This is a genomic window from Mesorhizobium sanjuanii (assembly GCF_002529485.1).
GTDB classification, from domain to species: Bacteria; Pseudomonadota; Alphaproteobacteria; order Rhizobiales; family Rhizobiaceae; genus Mesorhizobium; species Mesorhizobium sanjuanii.
In genome coordinates, this window is record NZ_NWQG01000006.1 from 56,339 (window position 1) to 78,825 (window position 22,487).

Genomic DNA, 22,487 nt, shown 5'->3' on the forward strand with positions numbered 1-22,487 from the left:
GCGGCTGCGAAGCAGCCCGACTGCGATGTCCACTTTTTATAGACATTGCGATTGAGAGAAAGGAATGGATGCTCGCCACGACGGAAAACCGCGGATAATTTTTCTGTTTGCGGCGGCGTTGAAAAAGGAGAGCCGCCGCTTGTCCCACGCGGATGACCGGTGTCCAGGAGCGGGCCGGCACCACAAAACTTCCCCGTGAGCATTTTTCGAATGTTTGGTCTGTACTGGCGGCCTGCTCAGTCGATTTTGATGAACACGCCCTTGGTGCTGAGATACTCATCGAGGTGCTCGGCGCCGCCCTCGCGACCGTAGCCGCTCATCTTGTAGCCGCCGAAGGGTACGGCCGGATCGATGGCGTGATAGGTATTGACCCAGACCGAGCCGGCGCGGATCTTCCGTGAAAGCTGATGCGCCTTGGCGACGTTCTGGGTAAAGACGCCGGCGGCAAGGCCATAGGGCGTATTGTTGGCGCGCTCGACCGCCTCGTCCAGCGTATCGAAGGGCAGCGCCGAAATAACCGGCCCGAAAATTTCCTCGCGCGCAATCCTCATCTCGTCCGAGACGCCGGCAAAGACGGTCGGCGCGACGAAATTGCCGGCCGCGAGCACGCCTTCCGTCAGCCGTGCGCCGCCGGTCACGAGCGTCGCGCCCTCGGCCGTACCGGCTTCGAGAAAACCAGTGACCCGTTCGAGTTGCCGCAGTGAAACCAACGGACCGATCTCAGTTGTCGGGTCGATGCCGTCGCCGACCCTGAGGCCCTTGGCATGGGCAGCCAGCCGCTCGACGAACTCGTCATGGATGGAGCGTTCGACGAACAGGCGCGAACCGGCGATGCAGATCTGGCCGGAGTTGGCGAACACCGACATCGCCGCTACCGGCACCGCTTTGTCGAGATCGGCGTCGGCGCAGACGATGACCGGCGACTTGCCGCCGAGTTCCAGCGAGACGCGCTTGAGATTGCCGGCCGAAGCGCGGACGATGGACTGTCCTGTGGCAGTCGAACCTGTGAAGACGACCTTGTCGACGCCCATATGCTCGGCAAGTGCCGCACCCGCCTCGGATCCGGTCCCAGTCACGATGTTGACCACGCCTGGCGGAACGCCGGCCTCGTTCATGATGTCGGCGATCAAGAGCGGCGTCAGCGGCGCCTCTTCCGACGGCTTCAGCACGATGGTGCAGCCTGTCGCCAGCGCCGGCCCGATCTTCCAGACGGAGGCGGCGGTCGGCGCATTCCACGGAATGATGGCGCCGACGACGCCGACCGGCTCCTTGCGGGTGAAAGAGACGACCTCACCCGGCAGCGAGTTTTCGATCGTCTCGCCATGCAGCGCCGTGGCCATGCCGGCATAATAGCGCAGCATACCGATGACGCGGTTGCCGTTGGCGCGGGTGCGCATGATCGGCATGCCCATGTCGGTCGTGTCCGACCGGCTGATCTCTTCCCAATGCTTTTCGAAAAGGTCGGCGATCCTGAGGAGCAGCACCTGCCGTTCATAGGGCTTGGACCGGCTCCATGGACCATCGAAGGCCTTGCGCGCCGCGGCCACGGCCAAGTCGATGTCCTGGCGATCGCCACGCGGTACCGTGGCGATGACCGCGCCGGTCGCCGGATTGCGGGTCTCCATGGTGCGGCCCGAGCGGGCGTCGACCCAGGCGCCATCGATGAACATCTGGCGATGGCGTCCGTCGATCGGCAGGCGTGGGTCTATCGAGGTCTGAGCCAGGGTCAATGTGTTCCTCCTTGTGAGGCGGGCATATAGCCGCCCTGTAATGGAGGACGCCACAACGCCGCACGTCAGACGTACGGCGTTCTAGCATTTTTTGGCCGGCGCATCCTATGCGCCAGCAAGGATTACTCGGCCGCCAGGGGCAGTTGCATTTGGGGCCTTTCGCTTTCTTCCGCCCCCCCTGCCCCGGGCGCCTGCTCGGCAGCCTTCTTGGGCTCCCTGCCGAAGAACAGGGCATAGCCAGCCGGAAGGACGAGGATGGTGAGCACGGTGGCCACCAGGATGCCGCCCATCATGGCATAGGCCAGCGGACCCCAGAAGACCGCGCGCGAGATCGGGATCAGCGCCAGCACCGCCGTCATAGCCGTCAGCACGATCGGCCGGAAACGGCGGACGGCCGAGCCGATGATGGCCTCCGAGCGCTCCATGCCTCTCGCGATGTCCTGGTCGATCTGGTCGACCAGGATGATCGAGTTGCGCATGATGATGCCGAGCAGCGCAATGACGCCAAGGATGGCGACGAAGCCGAACGGCGCGCCGCTGATCAAAAGGGCTGCCGCAGCACCAATGATGCCGAGCGGGCCGGTCGCCAGCACCAGCATCGCCTTGCCGAAATGCTGCAGCTGGATCATCAGCAGCACGACGATGACGGCCAGCATGATCGGAGCCTTGGCCGCGATTGAAGCCTGGCTTTCAGCCGAATCCTCGGCGCCGCCCTGGATCTCGATCTTGTAGCCGGGCGCCAGACCCGCACGCAGGTCCTTCATGTCGCTGTACATCTTGGTGACGACGTCGTTCGACTGCACGCCGTCCGGCAGCGTGGCGCGCACGCTGATGGTCGGCAGGCGGTCGCGCCGCCATTCGATGCCCTGCTCGAGCACCGGCACCACCTTGGCCACCTGCGACAGCGGCACGAAGCCGCCGAAATCGGTCGGGATGTAGACGGAGTCAACCGACGACAGCAGCTTGCGGCTCGCCTCCGGCTCGCGGGCGACAATGGAAACCGTCTCCTCGCCGTCGCGGAAGTCGTCGAGCGGCGCGCCGGACATCGTCGCCTGCAGCATCTGGCGAATGCGTTGCGAGGTGACACCGAGCGCGCGGGCGCGATCCTGGTCGATCACCAGCTTCATCGCCGGCACCGGCTCCAGCCAGTCGTCGTGCACGGCGCCGAGCAGCGGGTTTGCCTGGAATTTCGCCTTCACCTCGTCGGCGATGCGGCGCACTTCCTGGCGGTCCGGACCCATGACGCGCATCTGCACCGGCCAGCCGGTCGGCGGACCGAGGAACAGGCGGTCGACCTTGGCGCGGATCGACGGGAAATCCTCAGCCAGGATGGTGCGCATCTTGACGATCAGCCGCTCGCGGGCCGGCTCGTCCTTGGCCATCACCAGGAGCTGGGCGAAGTTCGGATTCCTGAGCTGCTGGTCGAGCGGCAGGAAGAAGCGCGGCGCGCCTTCGCCGATATAGGTGGCGATGAAGCGCTTGTCCGGGTCGTCCATCATCCTTGATTCGAGCGCCTTGGCCTGCGTCTCGACCTCCTTGATGCTGGTGCCTTCCGGCAGCCAGAGATCGACAAGGATTTCCGGACGCGACGATTGCGGGAAGAAGTTCTGCGGAATGAACTGGAATGCCCAGAGACTGGTGGCGAAGGTCATCAGCGTCATGGCCAGCACGATGATGCGATGGCGCACGGCCCAGCCGACCGTGGCGCGAAGCCGGCGGTAGAAGCTTGTGTCGAAGGCATCGTGGTGACTGCCGGCGTGCTTGCGCTGCTTGAGGATCATATGGCCGAGCCAGGGCGTAAAATAGACCGCCACGAACCAGGACACGACCAGCGCGATGCCGACGACGTAGAACAGGGTGCGCACATATTCCCCGGCGGTCGAAGCCGCGAAGCCCACCGGGATGAAGCCTGCGGTGGTGATCAGCGTGCCGGTCAGCATCGGGAAGGCGGTGGAGGAATAGGCGAAGCTCGCCGCCTCGATCTTGACCAATCCTTCCTCGAGCTTTCGCTCCATCATCTCGACAACGATCATGGCGTCGTCAACCAGGAGACCGAGCGCGATGATCAGCGCGCCGAGCGAGATGCGCTGCAGATCGATGCCGATTTCGTACATGATGGCGAAAGTGGCGGCCAGCACCAGCGGAATGGCGATCGCGATCACCAGGCCGGAACGCCAGCCGATCGAAAGGAACGAGACGACAAGCACGATCAGCAGCGCCTCGCCGAGCGCTTCCATGAACTCGTTGACGGCGTCCTTGACGACCTCAGGCTGGTCGGAAATCTGGTCGACCGCAACGCCATAGGGCAGCCCTTCCTCGAAGCGTTGGTAGGTCGCCTCGACATCCTTGCCGACGTCCCTGACGTTGAAGCCCTTGGCCATGACTACGCCGAGCTGGACGCTGTCGTGGCCGTTGTAGCGGTATTTGCGCTGATAGGGGTCTTCGAGGCCGGAGGTGACGGTGGCGATGTCGCCCAGCCGCGTCACCTGGTTGCCGGCGCGCAGGCGAAGCTCGCGGATGTCGGCAGCCTTGGTCACGTCGCCTTCGACCGAGATGCGCACCGAGTTCGCGCCGGTATCGACCGAGCCCGCCGGATCGACATTGTTCTGCCCCTTGATCGCATTCTGCAGATCGGTGAGCGTCAGGCCACGCTCTGCAAGCGTCTTCGACGAAACGTCGATATAGAGCTTCTCGGGCTGGTCGCCGATGATGACGGCCTTTTCGACACCGGGCGTCGTCAACAGCATGTCGCGCGCCTGGATGGCGAATTTCTTCAGCTCGGGATAGCTGTAGCCATCGCCGCTGATCGAATGCAGCGTGATGAAAGTGTCACCGAACTCGTCGTTGAAGTATGGGCCGAGCAAGCCCTGCGGCAAGTCGCCTGATATGTCGCCGACCTTCTTGCGCACCTGGTAGAAGGCGTCCGCCACCTGCGCCGGATTGGTGTCGCCCTTGATCTGAACGGTGATGATGGCGCTGCCGGCGCGCGTATAGGAGCGGATGAAATCGAGATGCGGCGTTTCCTGCAGCTTGCGCTCGATCTTGTTGACGACCTGGTCCTCCATCTCCTTGATCGAGGAGCCCGGCCAGACGGCCTGGACGACCATGACGCGGAAGGTGAAATCCGGATCTTCCTTCTGGCCCATGCGCATCAGGCCGAGCGCGCCGGCAATGATGATCAGGCCGAACAGAAACCGCGCAATGCTCGGGTGGCCGATTGCCCAGCGCGAAAGATTGAAAGGCCGCTTTTCAGTGCTGTCGGTGGTCATGACGCCAGTCCTGTCCAATTGATCGGCAGCGCTCGCGCTTGCTGCTCATGAATTTTCGATCTGGCTTCCGGGCGGCGAGGCTTTCCGAGCGGAGAGACACTCGTCGTGGTGGGGCACGAGGATCGATGTGGGGGGTACATCGACCTCGCGTCTCGACAATCGGGCGCTCGCCGCCCAGAAACCGTGCCCACCCGCGGCTTGCGCCTCGGCAATCACACAAGTGGGGCCTTCATTCGCCCTGCGCTTCAGCGCAGGCTGCTGGTGATGTCACCGTCATCCTCGGTCGACGCGGATTGCAGCGCATCGCCGGAAAGCTTTACTTTCAGATTCTCGGTCATGAACTGCGTGCCGGCAGCGACGACGACGTCGCCGGGCTTCAGCCCTTCGGCAACACGCACGCCGTCGGGAGCGAATTCGGCGACCTTGACCGGCCGTGCATGGACGGTGTCGCCGTTGCGGTCCACGGTCCAGACGATCTTTTGGCCATCCTTCTGCGCCAGCGCGCTCAACGGGATCGCAACGCTTTGCTGGCTGTTGGATATAGAGGCTTCAATGGTCGCGGTCATGCCGAGAAGCACACGCGGATCGTTTGGCAGGCTGACACGAACGGCAAAGGTACGCGATTGCTGATCGGCGCTGCCGGCGACTTCGCGAACCTTGCCGTCGAGCGTCAGCGCATCGTCGGACCAGAAGCCTGCCTTGACGTCCTTGCCCGGCTTGAACTGGGCGATGTCCATTTCCGGAACGGCGATCAGCACTTCCTTTTCGCCATCGACGGCAACGGTCACGACCGGACTGCCGGAGCCAACCACCTGGCCGACATCGGCGGCGACCGATGTGACGATGCCGTTCCTGTCCGCCTTGAGGTCGGTGTAGAGAACCTGGTTCTTCGCCTGGTCCAGCGACGACCGAGCGGAATCCCGGGTGGCGACCGCTTGATCGTAACTGAGAGTTGCCTGCTCCAACTGCGATTTTGACGAGACGTTCCTGGTAAACAATTGTTCGGCGCGACGGCGCGCAAGACCCGCTGTCTCGACCCCTCTTTCGGCGGCATCAAGTGCTGCCTTGGCGCTGCTGACGGAGAGCTCGTAGTCGGCGGGATCGATGCGGGCAAGGACATCGCCCGGCTTCACCCTGTCGCCGATATCGACCAGGCGCTCGGTGATCTTGCCGTTGATACGGAAGCCAAGATTCATCTCGGTGCGGGCATGCACCGAGCCGGAGTAGGAGAGTTCGCGGGTGTCGTTCGCCTTGGCGATCTCGACCACCTTGACCGGGCGAATGATCTCCTTGACTTCAGCTTTTTCCTGCGAGCAGGCGGCCAGCCCGAGCGTGGCAACGACAAGGCCGGCGACTGGCAACCTGCGGATGATGGAACTGGACAAAGACACTTTCGCACTCCTGACTGGAGATGAGTTGTCGACACCGGCGCCGGCTGGCGGCGGCTATTTCTTCAAGGCTTTGATCGCATAGTCGATGAGATCGTCGGGCATTGCCCGATTGGTCTTGGCAAGACACTGCGCCACCATCTGCGGGTGGCACAGAATGACTGTGGCGGCGCCGAAGCAGCGCGAGGCGATCACCGGATCCTGGTCGGCAAACTCGCCCGCTTCGATGCCCTCGCGGATCACCTCGGCGAACAGATCGTGGATGCTGTCGACATGCTTGTCGATGACGCCCCAGTCACGCTCAAGGGCGACGATGACCATCTCATGGACCTTCTGGTCGTCGAGCATGACCTCCATCGTCATTTTGTACTGCGCGTGCACGTAGCGCCGCAGCCGCTCCTCTGCGCTGATCGGCAGACGGGAAATCTCGTAGGCCATCTTGTAGCTTGCGCCGAGCATCCGGCCACACACGGCCTGGTGGATTTCGACCTTGGAGGCAAAGAAACGATAGATATTGGCCGGCGACATGCCGAGTTCGCGGGCGATGTCGGCAACATTGGTCTTGCCGTAGCCATAGTGACGAAACAGGCGTTCGGCGCAGTCGAGAATGCGCGTCACATTCTCCTGGCGGGTGGGGTCGGCCACTATGTGGGCGGTTTCAGACATAGCTCTCTGTCAGTTACGAGTGACGAATTTCAACTTTCGTCACTCGTAAATCGAAACCAACGATCTGTCAATGCGATTTCGACGTACGTGTACGCCTGGTGACATATGGTGACAGAATCGACTGATGTTTGCCGAAGTCCGGGGCCGCCTATCAGGCGCCCTTTGCCATTTCCCGCAGCCGGAACTTCTGGATCTTGCCGGTCGAGGTCTTTGGGATTTCAGCGAAGATCACCGCTTTCGGCACCTTGAAGCGGGCAAGAAGTGAGCGGCAGTGCTCGATGATCTCGGCCTCTGTCGCCGTCTTGGCTGGCTTCAGTTCGACATAGGCGACCGGCACCTCGCCCCATTTGTCGTCGGATCTGGCGACCACGCCGCAGGAGGCGATGGCCGGATGCTTGTAGAGCGCGTCCTCGACCTCGATCGAGGAGATGTTCTCGCCGCCGGAAATGATGATGTCCTTGGAGCGGTCCTTGAGCTGGATATAGCCATCGGGATGCATGACGCCGAGGTCGCCGGAGTGGAACCAGCCGCCGGCAAAGGCCTCGTCGCTGGCTTTGCGGTTCTTCAGATAGCCCTTCATGACGATGTTGCCGCGGAACATGACCTCGCCGATCGTCTCGCCATCGGCCGGGGTTTTTTCCATCGTCGCGGGATCCATCACGGTCAGGCCTTCGAGTGCGGCATAGCGCACGCCTTGCCTGGCCTTCTTCGCCGCCTTCGGACCCTTGTCCAACCCATCCCACTCGCCATGCCATTCGTTGACGACGGCCGGCCCGTAAGTCTCGGTCAGGCCGTAAAGATGGGTGACGGCAAAGCCGGCATCGGCCATGCCCGACAGCACGGCTTCCGGCGGGGGCGCCGCAGCGGTGTTGAAGGTGACGGTTTGCGGGAACTCGCGCTTATCCTCATCCCTGGCGTTGATCAGCACCGACATGACGATCGGCGCGCCGCACAGATGGGTCACGCGATGGTCGGCGATCGCGTCGTAGATCGGCTTTGGCCGCACCCAGCGCAGGCAGACATGGGTGCCGGCCTGGATGGCCAGCGTCCAGGGAAAACACCAGCCGTTGCAATGGAACATCGGCAGCGTCCAGAGATAGACAGCATGCTTGGCCATGCCGGCATGGATGGTGTTGGTGTAGGCCATCAGCGCCGCGCCGCGATGGTGGTAGACAACGCCCTTGGGATTGCCTGTGGTGCCGGAGGTGTAGTTGAGAGATATCGCGTCCCATTCGTCGTCGGGCATCGACCAGGCGAAATCCTCGTCGCCGCCGGCGACAAACTCCTCGTAGTCGAGCGTGCCGATGCACTCGCCCTTGGGATATGGCGCGTCGGCGGCGTACTCCGGATCGTCATAGTCGATGACCAGCGGCTTGACCTTGGCCATGGCCAGCGCTTGCCTGACGACGCCGGCGAATTCGCGGTCGACGATCAGCACTTTCGTCTCGGCGTGGTCGAACTGGAAGGCGATGACCGCGGCATCGAGGCGGGTGTTAAGCGAATGCAGCACTGCCCTGGTCATCGGCACGCCGAAATGTGCTTCCAGCATCGGCGGCGTGTTGGAGAGCATGACGGTAACGGTGTCGCCCTTGCCGATGCCATGTTTCGAAAGCGCCGAGGCGAGCTTCAACGACCGCCGCCAGAAATCGCGATAGGTGGTTTGCTGGCGGCCATGAATGATGGCGACATGATCGGGGTAGGTGCTTGCCGCCCGCTCCAGATAGGTCAGTGGCGTCAACGGCTGGTAGTTGGCCGCGTTCCTGTCGAGATCCTGTTCATACCGATTGCCCATCCCCGTCCTCCCCATTTTATCGAACCCACGAGACTCAGCTATTCCTGACGCCGCTCCCCGCCCTCACCTTCCGACCACAAACCATCGATGTCCCGATGCCCTTCGACGATGTTCGCCACCTCGAACCAATCGCCGTCATAGCGGAAGAAAATCACGTATCCTCTGAAAGCGAAACTTCGGACATCCGGCCGTAGATCGGGACGAGCTCGGCCAATCGTCGCCGGCAAACTCGACAGATCACGGCATTTCTGGCGCAGAGCATCCACAAAACGTCGGCCAATCACCAGACTGCCGCTTTCGCGAGTTATGTATTCAAAGATATCGACCAGGTCTGTCTGTACCGACGGCAACATGCGCAGCCGTGGCACTCCTAGAAGCCTTCCTTTGCGAGTTGCTCAGCCTTGGCTTCCATGGCCGCATCAATATCGTGTTCGGTCGCTTCACCGTCGTCGGCAAACGATTTGTCGAGCATGGCGCGCAGCGCCTTCAGCTTTTCCTCGCGTTCCTCGACCAGACGCAAGCCCTCGCGCACGACTTCGCTGGCAGAGCCATAGCGACCATGCTTCACAATGTTGGACACAAAGGTTTCCCAGCGGTCTCCCAATGATACGTTCATTCTCGTACCTCCTGTTTGACCCAAAGGTACGGCAATAACAATAAATGCGCAATTGCTGACATAACGGAGGCCAACCACACCTTAGCTTCGTTGACTTTTGTCGAGAGCCGTGAATAATGTCAGAGAGGGAGATGGCATGGCGATCCGACCGGCAGAACAGCTTATCCACAAGGCCGCCTGGCTCTATTATGCTCATGGCCTGCGCCAGGACCAGGTGGCCAGCCAGCTCAAGATCTCCCGCGCCTCGGTCGCCATGTATCTGCGCAAGGCGCGCGAGACCGGCATCGTCAACATCTCGACCTCGACACAGCTCTTCACCGACGATGTGCTGGCGCGCAAGCTCGAAGACGCGCTGAAGCTCGACGCGGTCTGGATCGCGCCGGAGAACGGCCATGTCGCCGATCCGTCGATCGATATCGCGGTGCTTGCGGCGAGCGTCTTCCTCGAACTGGTCAAGAAGGGCGACCGCATCGGCGTCGCCTGGGGACGCACGGTCTATACGATCGCCGACATCATGTCCTATGCCGACCTGCAGGACGTCACGGTGGTGCAGCTCTGCGGCAATCTCGGAGCCCCCTATTCGTACCGGCCCGACCAATGCACCATGGAGATCGCGCGCCGGCTCAACGCAAAGGGGCTCAATTTCTATGCGCCGCTGGTGCTGACGACGGAAGAACTGGCGCGCGGCCTGCGCGCCGAGCCGGTGATCCGCGAGCAGTTGTCGGGCATTGGCGACTGCGACCTGGCGCTCTATTCGGTCGGCACCGTCGATGCCGACAGCCACGTCGTCAAATGCGGCGCGCTGACGGCCGAGGAGATGGCGGCATTGCGAAAGGCGGGGGCAGCCGGCGTCATCGCCGGGCAGATCATCGACGCCGAAGGCAAGGCGCTCGACTGCAGCTACAATCGGCGGGTCATTTCGGCGGCGCTGTCATCGCTGCGCAAGATCGAAAAGCGACTCATGGTCGTGCAGGAGGACAGCAAGTTCGAACCGCTGATCGCGGCGATCGCCGGCGGGCTGTGCACACATCTCGTGGTCGGTGCGCGAATGGCGCGGCGGCTGCTGGACCATGCCGGACCGGCGGCAGAAACGGCCCCATAGCAAGCGCAATTCTTGCCGCAGGCGCATTGTCATCAAGGCGTCGCGGCATTCCTGTTCACAACGACAAAACAATCGGACCAAGCAAAGATGAAGAACCTGTGGAATGACGGCGACGCGGAAAAGCTGGTTGCCGACTATGCGAAAAAGGGCGTCGGCCGGGATCTGGCGCTGCGCGTCTACACGACACGGCTGCTGGGCGGCGAGCCGCGGCTTGTCCTGCATGGCGGCGGCAACACCTCCTGCAAGACGAAGGCGACCGACCTCGTCGGCGACGAATGGGACGTGCTCTGCGTCAAGGGCAGCGGCTGGGACATGGGCGTCATCGAGCCCCAGGGCCTGCCGGCGGTCAAGCTCGGCGCGCTGCTGAAGGCGCGGTCGCTGAAAAAACTCTCCGACGAGGACATGGTTGCCCTGCAGCGGGCGAACCTCATCGATCCATCCTCGCCGAATCCTTCGGTCGAGACACTGCTGCATGCCTTCCTGCCGCATAAATTCGTCGATCACACGCATTCGACCGCCGTTCTGGCCATCGTCGACCAGGACGACAGCGAGGCGCTGAGCGAGAAGGTCTTCGGCAGCAGGATGGGCTACGTGCCCTACATCATGCCGGGCTTCGACCTGGCGAAAGCGGCCGCCGATGTCTTCGAAGCCGATCCGACGGTCGAAGGCCTGATCCTCGACAAGCATGGCATCTTCACTTTCGGCGACGATGCCAGGCAGGCCTATGACCGCATGATCCATTACGTGAACGTCGCCGAGGATTTCATCGCCAGGCAGGGCAAGCCTCGCACCGAAAAAGCCGTCCTGCCTTCGAGACTGGCGACGGCTGCGGAAGTCGCACCGATGCTGCGCGGCGCAGTGGCGGTAGCGCGCGGCGAAGGCCGCTTCGACCGCATGATCAGCGACTTCCGCACCTCGGACGCGATCGTCGATTTCATCAATTCGGCCAGGATTGCCGACTATGCCGGGCGCGGGGTGTCGACGCCTGATCTGTCGATCCGCATCAAGACCGGACCGATGGCGCTGCCGGCGCCCGACGCGGCGAAAATAAACGACTACAAATCCGTCATCAGCAGCCACGTCGAGGCATTCGCCAAGGATTATCGCGCCTATTTCGAAAGCAATGACGGGCTCGACGATGTGAAGCGCACGATGCTCGACCCGATGCCGCGCCTGACGCTGGTGCCGGGCCTCGGCATGTTCGGCCATGGCCGCACGCTCAAGGACGCGAAGATCGCCTCCGATGTCGGCGAGATGTGGATCGAGGCGGTGCGCGGCGCAGAAGCGGTCGGTGACTTCCGGCCGCTGTCGAAAGCCGACCTGTTCCCGCTCGAATACTGGTCGCTGGAACAGGCCAAGCTCGCCTCCAACAAGCCGAAGCCGCTGACCGGCCAGGTGGTGCTGGTCACCGGCGGCGCCGGGGCGATCGGTGCCGCCACCGCGAAGCTGTTCGCCGACAATGGGGCGCACGCCGTCATTGTCGATCTCGACGCGACGAAGGCTGCCGAAGCGGCAAGGAAGGCTGGCAACAATTCGATCGGCATCGGCACTGACATCACCGATCCGGCTCAGATGCGTGCTGCGTTCGACAAGGCCATCGCCGTCTTCGGCGGTGTCGACATCCTGGTTTCCAATGCAGGCGCTGCCTGGGAAGGCCGGATCGGGGAACTCGACGACGCCATTTTGCGCAGGAGCTTCGAGCTCAATTTCTTCGCCCACCAATCGGCGGCGCAAAACGCGGTGCGCATCATGCTCGAACAGGGCACCGGCGGCGTTCTCCTGTTCAACACTTCCAAGCAGGCGGTAAATCCGGGGCCGAAGTTCGGCGCCTACGGCATACCGAAGGCGGCGACACTGTTCCTGTCGAGGCAATATGCGCTCGACTACGGCGCTCACGGCATCCGCTCGAACGCCGTCAATGCCGACCGCATCCGCTCCGGACTGTTGACCGACGCCATGATTGCCAGCCGCTCGGGCGCGCGCGGCGTGTCGGAGAAGGAATACATGTCCGGCAATCTGCTCGGGCAGGAAGTGACGGCCGAGGACGTGGCTTTGGCCTTCCTGCATCAGGCGCTGGCCGAGCGGACCACCGCGGATGTGACGACAGTGGATGGCGGCAATATCGCGGCGGCGCTGCGGTAGGGATCGCTTGAGGGCACGCCAAGAGCTGCCTGCATTTCCAACGACGCTGGCCTAGCGCGCTTGCATTGCGGGCGGCGCCGGCCTACTTCGGATGCATTATGTTCATGTCCACATTCTTCCCGCTCGCCTGACCCGAGCAACGTTTCGGGGCGCTTGATGCGTCGAGCAGTTTGACGGCGACGCGGTATCGGTCGCCGAGTGGAGACAATGGACAATGACCAGATCCAGTCAATTCGGCCTGAGCGAGGCTCAGGTCGGTCAATTCATCGATCACGGGTATGTCGTGCTGGAGGGTGCGTTCAGCGGCGCCCTTGCCCGGACGTGCCGCGACATGTTGTGGGCAGAGATGAGCCTTGCGCCTGATCGCCCGGAAGAATGGAAACAGCCTGTCGTTCGCCTCGGCGTCATGACGCAACGCCCATTCGTTGAAGCAGCCAACACGCCACGGCTTCACAAGGCCTATGACGCGCTCGCAGGAAAGGGCCGATGGATCGCTCCGGCGGGGCTTGGAACGTTTCCGATCCGTTTCCCTTCGAAGCAGGATTCCGGCGATGCCGGCTGGCATGTCGATACGAGCTTCGGAACTGACCATGCGGATTTCATGCAATGGCGGATCAACGTCACAAGCAAGGGACGCGCGTTGCTGATGCTCTTCCTGTTTTCAGACGTGGGACCTGACGATGCGCCCACGAGAATTCGGGTTGGCTCGCACCATATGATCGCGCGCCGGCTGCTGCCTCGCGGGCCGGAAGGCATGACGCTGCAGGAACTGGCGGAGAACGGCTTTAGCGAAACGGAAACCTGCGACGAGGTCCTGGCAACCGGTGGTGCCGGAACGGTCTTCCTGTGCCACCCCTTCATCGTGCACGCCGCGCAGCCGCATCGCGGAACGCAACCGCGTTTCCTGGCGCAGCCGCCATTGCTGCCAAAGGGCGGTTTCGATCCGGCCCTGCCACCATCCCCGGTACAGATCGCGATCCGCCGCGCCTGCGGCCTTGATCTCTGATCGGCGCGACGGAAATAGAGAGCGCCGCCCCTTGGCGGCCCTCTCGTTCGTTCGAGGTCGAACGCTAGTTAGCGTTCGGGTTCGGCATCCAGGCCGGCATGGCGACATCGGCATGGGCGAATTGCGGCAGCTTGGCCGACAGGTCTTCCATGTTCTTGATGTCCTTGTCGATCAGTTCCTTCTGGGTGATCAGCGTCGGCGGCACGATGACGTTGTGGCCGGGGTCTTCGCCGGCAAGCAACTGCGCCAGAGCGCGCACGGAGACCTGGCCGACGACGGCCGGATTGGTGGCGGCAGTCGCCGCCCAGGCGCTGTCGGGCTCGCGCATGGCGGCAATGTCGGACGTCGAGATGTCGGCCGAGTAAATCTTGATGTCCTTGTTCAGCCCTGCCTCGTCGACGGCGATCTTGACGCCCTTGGCGAATTCGTCATAGGGGGCGAACATCACCTTGATGTCGGGGTGGGCCGACAGCACCGAACGCGCCTGGTTAGCGACGGAATTGGCGATCGGATTGTCGAGCGTGCCGAACATGGCGACTTCGTTGATGCCAGAGTACTTCTTCTTGACGTCGACCCAGGTCTCGTTGCGGCGGTCGAGCGGCGCGATGCCGGCGACATAGACGTAGCCGGCCTTCCAGCTCTCGCCATTGTCCTTGACCGCCTGTTCGAGCGCCAGCCGCGCGAGGTCGCGGTCGGACTGCTCGATCTGCGGAATCTTGGGGTTTTCGACATTGACGTCGAAGGCGACCACCTTGATGCCGGCGTCGACGGCGCGCTGGGCGGCGTCCTTCATCGATTCCGTCAGACCGTGCTGGATGATGATGCCCTGGACGCCGAGCGCGATGGCCTGGTCGACCATGTCGGCCTGAAGCGCGGCGTCCTGGCGGCTGTCGAGCACGCGCAAATCGACGCCGAGGGCCTTCGATTGCGCTTCGACGCCGGACAGATAGGCCTGGAAAAAGTCGCCGGTCGAGAGATAGCGGACGAGCGCGATCTTGACGCCCGGCTTGTCGAAGGGCGCCGGCTTGTCCGCGGCAAGAGCCGGGAATTGCATCAGCATCGTTGCACAGGCCAGCCCGAGGGCTGCCTTGCCCAGAAGTCTTCTTGTGATCTTCACTTTGTTTCCTCCACTTGTTGAACTCAGAAATCGGATCCGGTCGAAAGCTACCTCCTGCCCCGGCCGGAAAGGGCGAAGGTGAAGACAAGGGCGACGACCAGAACCACGCCCTTGACGAAATCCTGCGTGTAGTAAGGCGCGTTCATCATGGTGAGGCCTTGCAGCAGGATACCGACGAACAGCGCGCCGACGGCCGTGCCGAAGGCGTTCGGCTTGGCGGCCCCGAGCACCGCGTAGCCGATGAGCGCCGCGGCGACGGCGTCGAGCAGGAGATTATTACCCGAGGCGATGTCGCCGCGTCCAAGCCGGGCGGCAAGCAAAATGCCGCCGATCGAGGCAAAAACGCCTGATATAATGTAGGCCCAGATTTTGTATGTCTTGACAGGCGCGCCGGCGAGTTCGGCAGCCCGTTCATTGCTGCCGACCGCATACATCATGCGGCCGAAACGGGTGTATTCGAGAAAGAACCAGATCAGCACGGCGAGCACGATCAGGACCACGACCGACACCGGAATGAGGTTCGGGATGAAGAAATCGAAGCGGTGGCGGCCGAGCGCCAGGAAAGCGTCGGAGAATTTGCCATTGGCGACCGAGCCGTCGGGCATGGTCATGCCGGTGGCGATCGAGCGGCCCTCGGTCGGGATGCGCTGCAAGCCGACAAGCAGGAACATCATGCCGAGCGTCGCCAGAAGATCGGGCACGCGCATATAGACGATCAGCCAGCCATTGATGAGGCCGACCACGGCTCCGATCAGGAGACAGGCGATGACAGCGACGAGGGCATTCTGCTCCAGCACGACCATCACATAGGCCGCCGCCATCATGGCGCTGGTGGCAACGGAGCCGATCGACAGGTCGAAGCCGCCGACGACCAGCGTGGCGGTGACGCCGAGCGCCAGCACGCCGGTGATGGCGACCGACTGGAAGATGAAGACGGCGCTTTGCGGCGAGACGAAGCCGTCGGCGGCGATGGCGAAATAGGCGATCAGCCCGAACAGCAGAAGGATGAAGCCGTAGCGAATGGCGTAGTCGCGCAGCGTCATTCAGCACTCCCGCGCGCTATCGCCATTTCTACCCAAACTGAACTCATGCCTTCATCCGTTCCACGTCTCATCATCGTCTTGCGATCTCATGCCGCGCTGTGCAGCGGCCCGCCCGCGACTTCCGCGAGCAGGCGATCCATGTCGACGTCGCCGTTGCGGTGTTCGCCGACGATCGTCTGCTCCGACATCACCAGGATGCGGTCAGCCGTTTCCAGCGCCTCGTCGAGTTCGGTGACGAACAGCAGCGTCGCCCGGCCGTTGGCGCTTGCCCTGAGCTTGGCCGCGATGTCGCGCCTGGCGGAGATGTCGACGCCCTGAAACGGCTCGTCGAGGATGAACAGTTTTGCATCTTGAGCCATCCAGCGGGCGACCATCACCTTCTGCTGGTTGCCACCCGAAAGCGTGGGCATTTCGTCCTTCTCCGAGCGGCAGACGATGCCCAACTCCTCGATCTGCCGGCGCGCGGTTGCGCGTTCGAGGCGACGCTTGAGAACACCGAAATGCGACATCCGCCTGTGGAAAGGCAGGCTGATATTTTCCTGGATGTTGAAGCCGCCGACGATGCCGTTTTCACCGCGGTCCTTGGCGACGAGGAACACGCCGGCGGCGATCGCCTCGCCCGTGGATCCTGGTGCATACGGCTTGCCGTTCAGCATCATGGTGCCGGACAGAGGCTTGCGCACGCCAAACAGCGTCTCGGCCAGCGCTGTCTTGCCGACGCCGACCAGGCCGGTGACGGCTACGACCTCGCCGTCGCCAAGCGTCAACGAGAATGGCCGGGCGCCTTCCGCAATGCGCAGCCCGTCGACCGTCAGGACGGCCTTGGCCGAGTTCCTGGCGACGATGCGAGCGAGATGGATCTTGCGGCCGAGCATGGCGTTGACCGCGCCCTCGTAGTCAAGCGGCTTCTTGTCGAAGGCGCCCGAGATGACGCCGTCGCGCATCGAGACGATACGGTCGGCAAGCCGCCTGATGTCGGACATGCGGTGCGAGATGTAGAGGATCGCCACCTGATGCTCGCGCAGCCGGTCGAGCAAAGCGAACAACCGGTCGGCCTCGGCGCTGGAGAGCGAAGACGTCGGCTCGTCGAGGATCAGCACTTTCGGCTGATGCGCCATGGCGCGCGCGATCGCCACCATCTGGCGGTCGGCCAGCGAAAGATCGCTGATGCGGGCCTTGAGGTCGATGGCCAGCCCCATGCGGTCGGCAACGGCCTTGGCCTCACGGCGCACACGGCCCGGATTGAACAGGAACGGCGCACTGCCGCCGCTCAGCCGGTCCAGCGTCAGATTGGTGGCGACGTCGAGATCGGCGACGACGCCGTCATTGATGTTCTGGTGAACGGTAACGACGCCGGCGCGGATCGCCTCCGCCGGCGTATTGGGGGCAAACTCGTGACCTGCGAGGTTCATCGTGCCGCTGGCATGGTCGTAGACGCCACTGATGATCTTGACGAGGGTGGATTTACCGGCGCCGTTGGCGCCCATCAGCACGGTGACTTCGCCGGCATGCAAGTCGAGCGAGACGCCGCCAAGCACCTCGATATGGCCGAAGGATTTCCTCAGGCCGTCCACGCGGAACACGGCATCATTGCCCATTCGTTCCTCCCTGACCGTGACGCTATGGGCTCCATCGGCAATTGTCAACACGATTGACAATTGCCAGAGGGCTTCCTAGCTTGGCCCAGTCGCCATGCCTCCGTTATATCAGGAGCGCATATGCGGGAGGATGACGATGACTGGGAAATTGCCGTTCGAAGCACTATCGGTCGAGACGCTTTCGACGCGCCTTGCCACAAACGATGCGCTGTGCGCGCGGATCGGCAAGGACTCGGCGAACTGGAAGGTCCGTGAAGTCGGCGACGGTAATCTGAACCTGGTCTTCATCGTCGAGGGCGCCACGGGTGCGGCCATCGTCAAGCAGGCCCTGCCCTATGTCCGCCTGGTCGGCGACAGCTGGCCGCTGCCTTTGAAGCGCTCCTTCTTCGAATATCATGCGCTGACACGGCAAGAGGCGCGCGCGCCCGGCTCGGTGCCGGCCATCTACCACTTCGACGAAAGCCAGGCGCTGATCATCATGGAGTATCTGTCGCCACACATCATCCTGCGGCGGGCGCTGATCGAAGGCCGGCAACTGCCCAACATTGCGAGGGATATCGGCCTGTTCATGGCCCGCACTTTGTTTCGCGGCTCCGACCTCTCGATGGTGACCAGGGATCGCAAGGCGGATCTGGCGCTGTTCGCCGACAATGTCGAGCTCTGCGACATCACCGAGAATCTGGTGTTCTCCGATCCCTATTTTGATGCCAAGATGAACCGGCATACGTCACCGCAGCTCGACAGCCTGGTCGCCGAACTGCGCGCCGACCGCGACCTCAAGGTCGAGGCTCAGCGGCTGAAGCATCTGTTCGCGGCCAATGCCGAAACGTTGCTGCATGGCGATCTGCATTCCGGTTCGATCATGGTCACCGACACCGAAACACGGATGATCGATCCCGAATTCGCCTTTTACGGACCGATGGCGTTCGACATCGGCATGCTGCTGGCCAATTTCTGGATGGCCTTCTTCTCGCAGCGGGGCCACGAGCAGGCGGGAAAGCGCGACGCCATGCGCGCCTATCTGCTCGGCGTCACAACAGAGACGTGGTCCGTCTTCCGCGCCGAGTTCTCATATCTGTGGCGCACCGAGCGCACCGGCATGCTCTACCAGAAGAGCCTGTTCGAGGATCAGGGCGACAGGCTCGGCGCCGAACAGGCGCTCGACCATGTGCTGCATCAGATCTGGGACGATCTGCTGGGCTTTGCCGGTATCGAGATCCACCGGCGCATCCTTGGCCTCGCGCACAACGCCGATTTCGAGACCATTGCCGACGAGGATTTGCGCGCCAAATGTGAGGCCAAGGCGCTGAAATTCGGCCGCCACCTCGCCGTCAACCGGCGCCAGATCCACAGCATCGACGAGGTCAACAATCTGGCCGCGCTGATCGAGCAGGAGAGCAGAGTTTGAACGTCGGCGACCGCCATTATCGCACCATCTGGCTAAGTGACGACAAGCGCTCGGTCGAGATCATCGACCAGCGCTGGCTGCCGCATGATTTTCGTGTCGAGCGGATCGGCACCGTTGCCGGCATCGCCACGGCGATCCGCGACATGTGGGTGCGCGGCGCGCCGCTGATCGGCGTCACCGCGGCCTACGGCGTCGCCATGCGGATGGCCGACGACCCTTCGAACGCCGCGCTCGACGCGGTCTGGGAGACCTTACATGAAACGCGGCCAACCGCGATCAACCTGCGCTGGGCGCTGGATGAGATGCGGCGCTTCCTCAAGCCGCTGCCACCTGAACAACGCGCCGCAGCCGCCTACCGGCGCGCCGGCGAAATCGCCGACGAGGATGTCGGCCTCAACCGCGCCATCGGCGCCAACGGGCTTGAAATCATCAGGGCGATCGCGGCGCGCAAGCAGAAGAGCGAGCCGGTCAACATCCTGACCCATTGCAATGCCGGCTGGCTGGCGACCGTCGACTACGGCACCGCCACGGCGCCGATTTATCTCGCAACCGAAGCCCGCATTCCGGTCCACGTCTATGTCGACGAGACGCGGCCGCGCAACCAGGGTGCGCAACTCACCGCCTGGGAGATGGCCGGTCATGGCGTGCCGCACACGCTGATCGTCGACAATGCCGGCGGCCATCTGATGCAGCGCGGCGAGATCGACATGGTCATCGTCGGCACCGACCGCACCACCGCCGACGGCGATGTCTGCAACAAGATCGGCACCTATCTCAAGGCGCTGGCTGCAGCCGACAATGACGTGCCGTTCTATGTCGCACTCCCCTCACCCACCATCGACTGGACGGTGGGCAACGGGCTTGGCGAAATCCCGATCGAGCAGCGCTCGCCCGACGAGGTTTCGCTAGTCTGGGGCAAGACCGCGGATGGGAAGATTGCGCAGGTGCGGGTGTCACCGGAGGCTACGCCGGCGGCAAACCCCGCCTTCGACGTGACGCCGGCGCGCCTGGTCACAGGCCTGATCACCGAACGCGGCGTTGCCAAGGCATCGCGCGAGGGCCTGAAGGCGATGTTTCCCGAACGCGGGTGAACGGCGGCGGCAGCAACGGCCGTGATTGACATCAGTGCCCTGCCCTTCCATGCAACGCCGTCAATGTTCTCAGGGCGGGGTGAAAGTCCCCACCGGCGGTAAAGGCACTTTCTGGTTGCCCAAGCCCGCGAGCGCTTTCCGGTTAGCCGGAAGGGTCAGCAGATCCGGTGTGATTCCGGAGCCGACGGTATAGTCCGGATGGAAGAGAACGAGCGAAAGACGGACCGTCTCGACGGACCGGATTCCGTATCGTGCGTCCTGATTCTGCTTCGAAACGGAAGGATGGACCCATGAATCAGCATTCCCACAAAACTTTGAAACTGTCCGCGTCGCCGTCATTCGCGCGCGCTGGCATGCCGACATCGTCGACCAATGCGTGCAAGCCTTCGAAGCGGAACTCGCCGTACTCCGGGAGAACCGCTTTGTCGTCGATGTCTTCGACGTGCCGGGCGCCTACGAGATCCCGCTGCATGCCAAGACCCTGGCCGGAACCGGTCGCTATGCCGCGATCCTCGGCGCGGCCTTCGTCGTCAATGGCGGCATCTACCGGCACGAATTCGTGGCGAGCGCCGTCATCGACGGCATGATGAACGTGCAGCTTGCGACCGGCGTGCCGGTGCTTTCAGCGGTGCTGACGCCACACAATTATCATGACAGCGCCGAGCACCACCGCTTCTTTTTCGAACATTTCCAAGTGAAGGGAAAAGAGGCGGCCAAGGCCTGCGTCGATATCCTGGCCGCGCGTGAAAAACTTGCGGCGTGAATGTTCGCAGCCGGGTGGAAATCGCGGTAACACGCGGTAGTATTTGCGAAAATGCCGAGTTGGGGAGGATGCCGGTGCAGACCAAGAAGATCATCAACGATGGTAACCGCTCCGTCGACGAGATGCTGGAAGGCATACTCGCCGCGCATCCGCGCCACCTCAAAAGCGCTGCCGGCAGCCCGCGCTCGATCATCGCCCGCGACGGGCCGCGCCCCGGCAAGGTCGGCCTCGTCATCGGCGGCGGTTCGGGCCATGAGCCGACCTTTCTCGGCTTTGTCGGCAAGGGGCTGGCGGACGCGGCGGCCATCGGCAACGTCTTTGCCTCGCCGCCGCCGGACCCGATCCTCGAATGCGCCAAGGCGGTCAGCGGCGGCGCCGGCGTGCTGTTCATGTATGGCAACTATGCCGGCGACGTTATGAATTTCGACATGGCGGCCGAGATGGCGGCGATGGACGACATCGAGGTGCGCACGGTGCTGAGCACCGACGATGTCGCCTCGGCACCGCGCGACCAGCGGCAGAAGCGGCGTGGCGTCGCCGGCAATTTCTTCATCTTCAAGGCGGCGGGCGCGGCCTGCGACCGGATGCTCTCCTTCGACGAATGCGAGCGCATCGCCCGCAAAGCCAACGACCACACTTTCACCATGGGCGTGGCGCTGTCGCCCTGCTCGCTGCCGCAGACCCGCCGGCCGAACTTCGAGATCGGCGCCGACGAGATGGAGATCGGCATGGGCATCCATGGCGAGCCAGGCATCGCGCGCGGCAAGCTCAGAACCGCCGACGAGATCACGGACGAGATGCTGGACAAGATCCTCGACGAGATGGCGCCGTCGCGTGGTGACAAGGTCGCGGTGCTCGTCAATTCGCTCGGTTCGACGCCGCTGATGGAACTCTACATCATGAACCGCAGGGTCAAGCAGAGGCTCGACGATATTGGCGTCTCCATCCACGCGACTTGGGTTGGCAATTACTGCACCTCGCTGGAGATGGCCGGCGCCTCGGTGACGCTGATGCATCTGGACGACGAATTGCAGACCATGCTCGACCACCCCTGCGACTGCGCCATGTTCCGCGCCGGCTGAAAGCACCCATGACAATGATAGACACGGCTCGCCTGAGAGCAATGTTCGATGAAATCGCGGTGGCGATCGAGGCCGACAAGGACCGGCTTTGTCAGCTCGACGGCGTCATCGGCGACGCCGATCACGGCATCGCCATGGCGCTTGGCTTCGGTGCGGTGCGCGATGCGCTGGCCGCGCTCGACCTTTCGGCGATCGAACCGACGGCATTGCTCAACACCGCGGCGAAATCCTTCCTCAACGCCGTTGGTGCGTCGTCCGGCCCGCTCTATGCCACGGCGTTCATACGCGCTGCCGCCGCCGTCAAGGGCAAGGCGACGCTGGCGGACACGGATGCGGTCGCCATGTTGCAGGCGATGGCGCAAGGCATCAGGGATCGCGGCAAGGCCGAGATCGGCGAAAAGACGATGGTCGACGCCTGGCAGCCGGCGGCCGAGGCAGCGGCCGCCGCGCATGCCACCGGCAAGACGCTGGCCGAAAGTCTCGACGCGGCGCTTGAAGCGGCTGAGCAGGGTGCCGAGGGGACCAAGGACATGATCGCCGCGAAGGGCCGCTCGTCGCGGCTTGGCGAGCGCTCGCTCGGGCACGTTGATCCAGGGGCAGCATCGGCTGTCACTGTCATCGGCGCGATGCGGAAAGGCCTAGCTTAGAGCGACGAATCCGTTTGCCGCTCTAAC

The 22,487-nt window shown here is 63.1% G+C and carries 18 protein-coding genes and 1 riboswitch; of the genes, 8 read left to right on the top strand and 10 right to left on the bottom strand.

Annotation, left to right across the window (positions count from 1 at the left end; translation table 11 throughout):
• Positions 1 to 236 precede the first annotated feature (236 nt).
• The 7 genes from CN311_RS01315 to CN311_RS01345 all read right to left on the bottom strand — a co-directional run bounded on the left by CN311_RS01315 (position 237) and on the right by CN311_RS01345 (position 9,461).
• The gene (locus tag CN311_RS01315; RefSeq protein ID WP_097571631.1) at positions 237 to 1,670 is read right to left on the bottom strand and encodes an aldehyde dehydrogenase family protein; all 1,434 of its coding nucleotides are present in this window, start codon (positions 1,668 to 1,670) and stop codon (positions 237 to 239) included.
• Between the two features lie 182 nt (positions 1,671 to 1,852).
• Positions 1,853 to 4,999: an efflux RND transporter permease subunit gene (locus CN311_RS01320; protein ID WP_097571632.1), complete on the bottom strand. Its 3,147-nt coding sequence runs from the start codon at positions 4,997 to 4,999 to the stop codon at positions 1,853 to 1,855.
• A 245-nt stretch (positions 5,000 to 5,244) separates the two neighbouring features.
• Positions 5,245 to 6,390: an efflux RND transporter periplasmic adaptor subunit gene (locus CN311_RS01325; protein WP_097571633.1), complete on the bottom strand. Its 1,146-nt coding sequence runs from the start codon at positions 6,388 to 6,390 to the stop codon at positions 5,245 to 5,247.
• Positions 6,391 to 6,444: 54 nt separating this feature from the next.
• Positions 6,445 to 7,053, bottom strand: coding sequence for a TetR/AcrR family transcriptional regulator (locus CN311_RS01330; RefSeq protein ID WP_097571634.1), 609 nt, complete (start codon positions 7,051 to 7,053; stop codon positions 6,445 to 6,447).
• Positions 7,054 to 7,204: 151 nt separating this feature from the next.
• Complete coding sequence (locus CN311_RS01335; RefSeq protein ID WP_097571635.1) at positions 7,205 to 8,845, bottom strand: acyl-CoA synthetase; 1,641 nt, start codon at positions 8,843 to 8,845, stop codon at positions 7,205 to 7,207.
• Between the two features lie 38 nt (positions 8,846 to 8,883).
• Positions 8,884 to 9,213 carry a type II toxin-antitoxin system RelE/ParE family toxin gene (locus CN311_RS01340; protein WP_097571636.1) on the bottom strand — a complete coding sequence of 110 codons (330 nt, stop codon included), beginning with the start codon at positions 9,211 to 9,213 and terminating at the stop codon, positions 8,884 to 8,886.
• A 2-nt stretch (positions 9,214 to 9,215) separates the two neighbouring features.
• Entirely contained in the window at positions 9,216 to 9,461 is a 246-nt protein-coding gene (locus CN311_RS01345; RefSeq protein ID WP_097571637.1) for a type II toxin-antitoxin system ParD family antitoxin, read from the bottom strand.
• A gap of 136 nt (positions 9,462 to 9,597) precedes the next feature.
• On the opposite strand from CN311_RS01345, the gene CN311_RS01350 reads away from it, so the two are divergent.
• From CN311_RS01350 to CN311_RS01360, 3 genes are all read left to right on the top strand, one after another.
• Positions 9,598 to 10,563, top strand: a complete 966-nt coding sequence (locus tag CN311_RS01350) for a sugar-binding transcriptional regulator (protein WP_097571638.1) — start codon at positions 9,598 to 9,600, stop codon at positions 10,561 to 10,563.
• A gap of 87 nt (positions 10,564 to 10,650) precedes the next feature.
• Positions 10,651 to 12,705: a bifunctional aldolase/short-chain dehydrogenase gene (locus tag CN311_RS01355; RefSeq protein ID WP_097571672.1), complete on the top strand. Its 2,055-nt coding sequence runs from the start codon at positions 10,651 to 10,653 to the stop codon at positions 12,703 to 12,705.
• A gap of 214 nt (positions 12,706 to 12,919) precedes the next feature.
• Positions 12,920 to 13,711, top strand: a complete 792-nt coding sequence (locus CN311_RS01360; protein ID WP_097571639.1) for a phytanoyl-CoA dioxygenase family protein — start codon at positions 12,920 to 12,922, stop codon at positions 13,709 to 13,711.
• A 64-nt stretch (positions 13,712 to 13,775) separates the two neighbouring features.
• On the opposite strand, the gene CN311_RS01365 is transcribed toward CN311_RS01360, so the two are convergent.
• The 3 genes from CN311_RS01365 to CN311_RS01375 all read right to left on the bottom strand — a co-directional run bounded on the left by CN311_RS01365 (position 13,776) and on the right by CN311_RS01375 (position 17,469).
• On the bottom strand, positions 13,776 to 14,828 hold the full coding sequence (locus CN311_RS01365; protein WP_097571640.1) for a substrate-binding domain-containing protein: 1,053 nt from the start codon (positions 14,826 to 14,828) through the stop codon (positions 13,776 to 13,778).
• Between the two features lie 47 nt (positions 14,829 to 14,875).
• Positions 14,876 to 15,871, bottom strand: coding sequence for an ABC transporter permease (locus CN311_RS01370; protein WP_097571641.1), 996 nt, complete (start codon positions 15,869 to 15,871; stop codon positions 14,876 to 14,878).
• Positions 15,872 to 15,957: 86 nt separating this feature from the next.
• A complete protein-coding gene (locus tag CN311_RS01375; RefSeq protein ID WP_097571642.1) occupies positions 15,958 to 17,469 on the bottom strand; it encodes a sugar ABC transporter ATP-binding protein in 1,512 nt (503 codons plus the stop codon).
• Between the two features lie 136 nt (positions 17,470 to 17,605).
• Here CN311_RS01375 and mtnK point away from each other — a divergent pair, with 136 nt between their 5' ends.
• The 5 genes from mtnK (at position 17,606) to dhaL (ending at position 22,460) form a co-directional block, all read left to right on the top strand.
• Positions 17,606 to 18,877 carry an S-methyl-5-thioribose kinase gene (gene mtnK / locus CN311_RS01380; protein WP_097571673.1) on the top strand — a complete coding sequence of 424 codons (1,272 nt, stop codon included), beginning with the start codon at positions 17,606 to 17,608 and terminating at the stop codon, positions 18,875 to 18,877.
• Entirely contained in the window at positions 18,874 to 19,968 is a 1,095-nt protein-coding gene (mtnA, locus tag CN311_RS01385) for an S-methyl-5-thioribose-1-phosphate isomerase (protein ID WP_097571643.1), read from the top strand. Before mtnK ends, mtnA begins: the two co-directional genes overlap by 4 nt.
• Before the next feature lie 61 nt (positions 19,969 to 20,029).
• Positions 20,030 to 20,182, top strand: a riboswitch (FMN riboswitch).
• Positions 20,183 to 20,305: 123 nt separating this feature from the next.
• A complete protein-coding gene (locus CN311_RS01390; protein ID WP_165779547.1) occupies positions 20,306 to 20,731 on the top strand; it encodes a 6,7-dimethyl-8-ribityllumazine synthase in 426 nt (141 codons plus the stop codon).
• Between the two features lie 74 nt (positions 20,732 to 20,805).
• Entirely contained in the window at positions 20,806 to 21,813 is a 1,008-nt protein-coding gene (locus tag CN311_RS01395) for a dihydroxyacetone kinase subunit DhaK (RefSeq protein WP_097571674.1), read from the top strand.
• An 8-nt stretch (positions 21,814 to 21,821) separates the two neighbouring features.
• A complete protein-coding gene (gene dhaL / locus CN311_RS01400; RefSeq protein WP_097571644.1) occupies positions 21,822 to 22,460 on the top strand; it encodes a dihydroxyacetone kinase subunit DhaL in 639 nt (212 codons plus the stop codon).
• Positions 22,461 to 22,487: the final 27 nt, after the last annotated feature.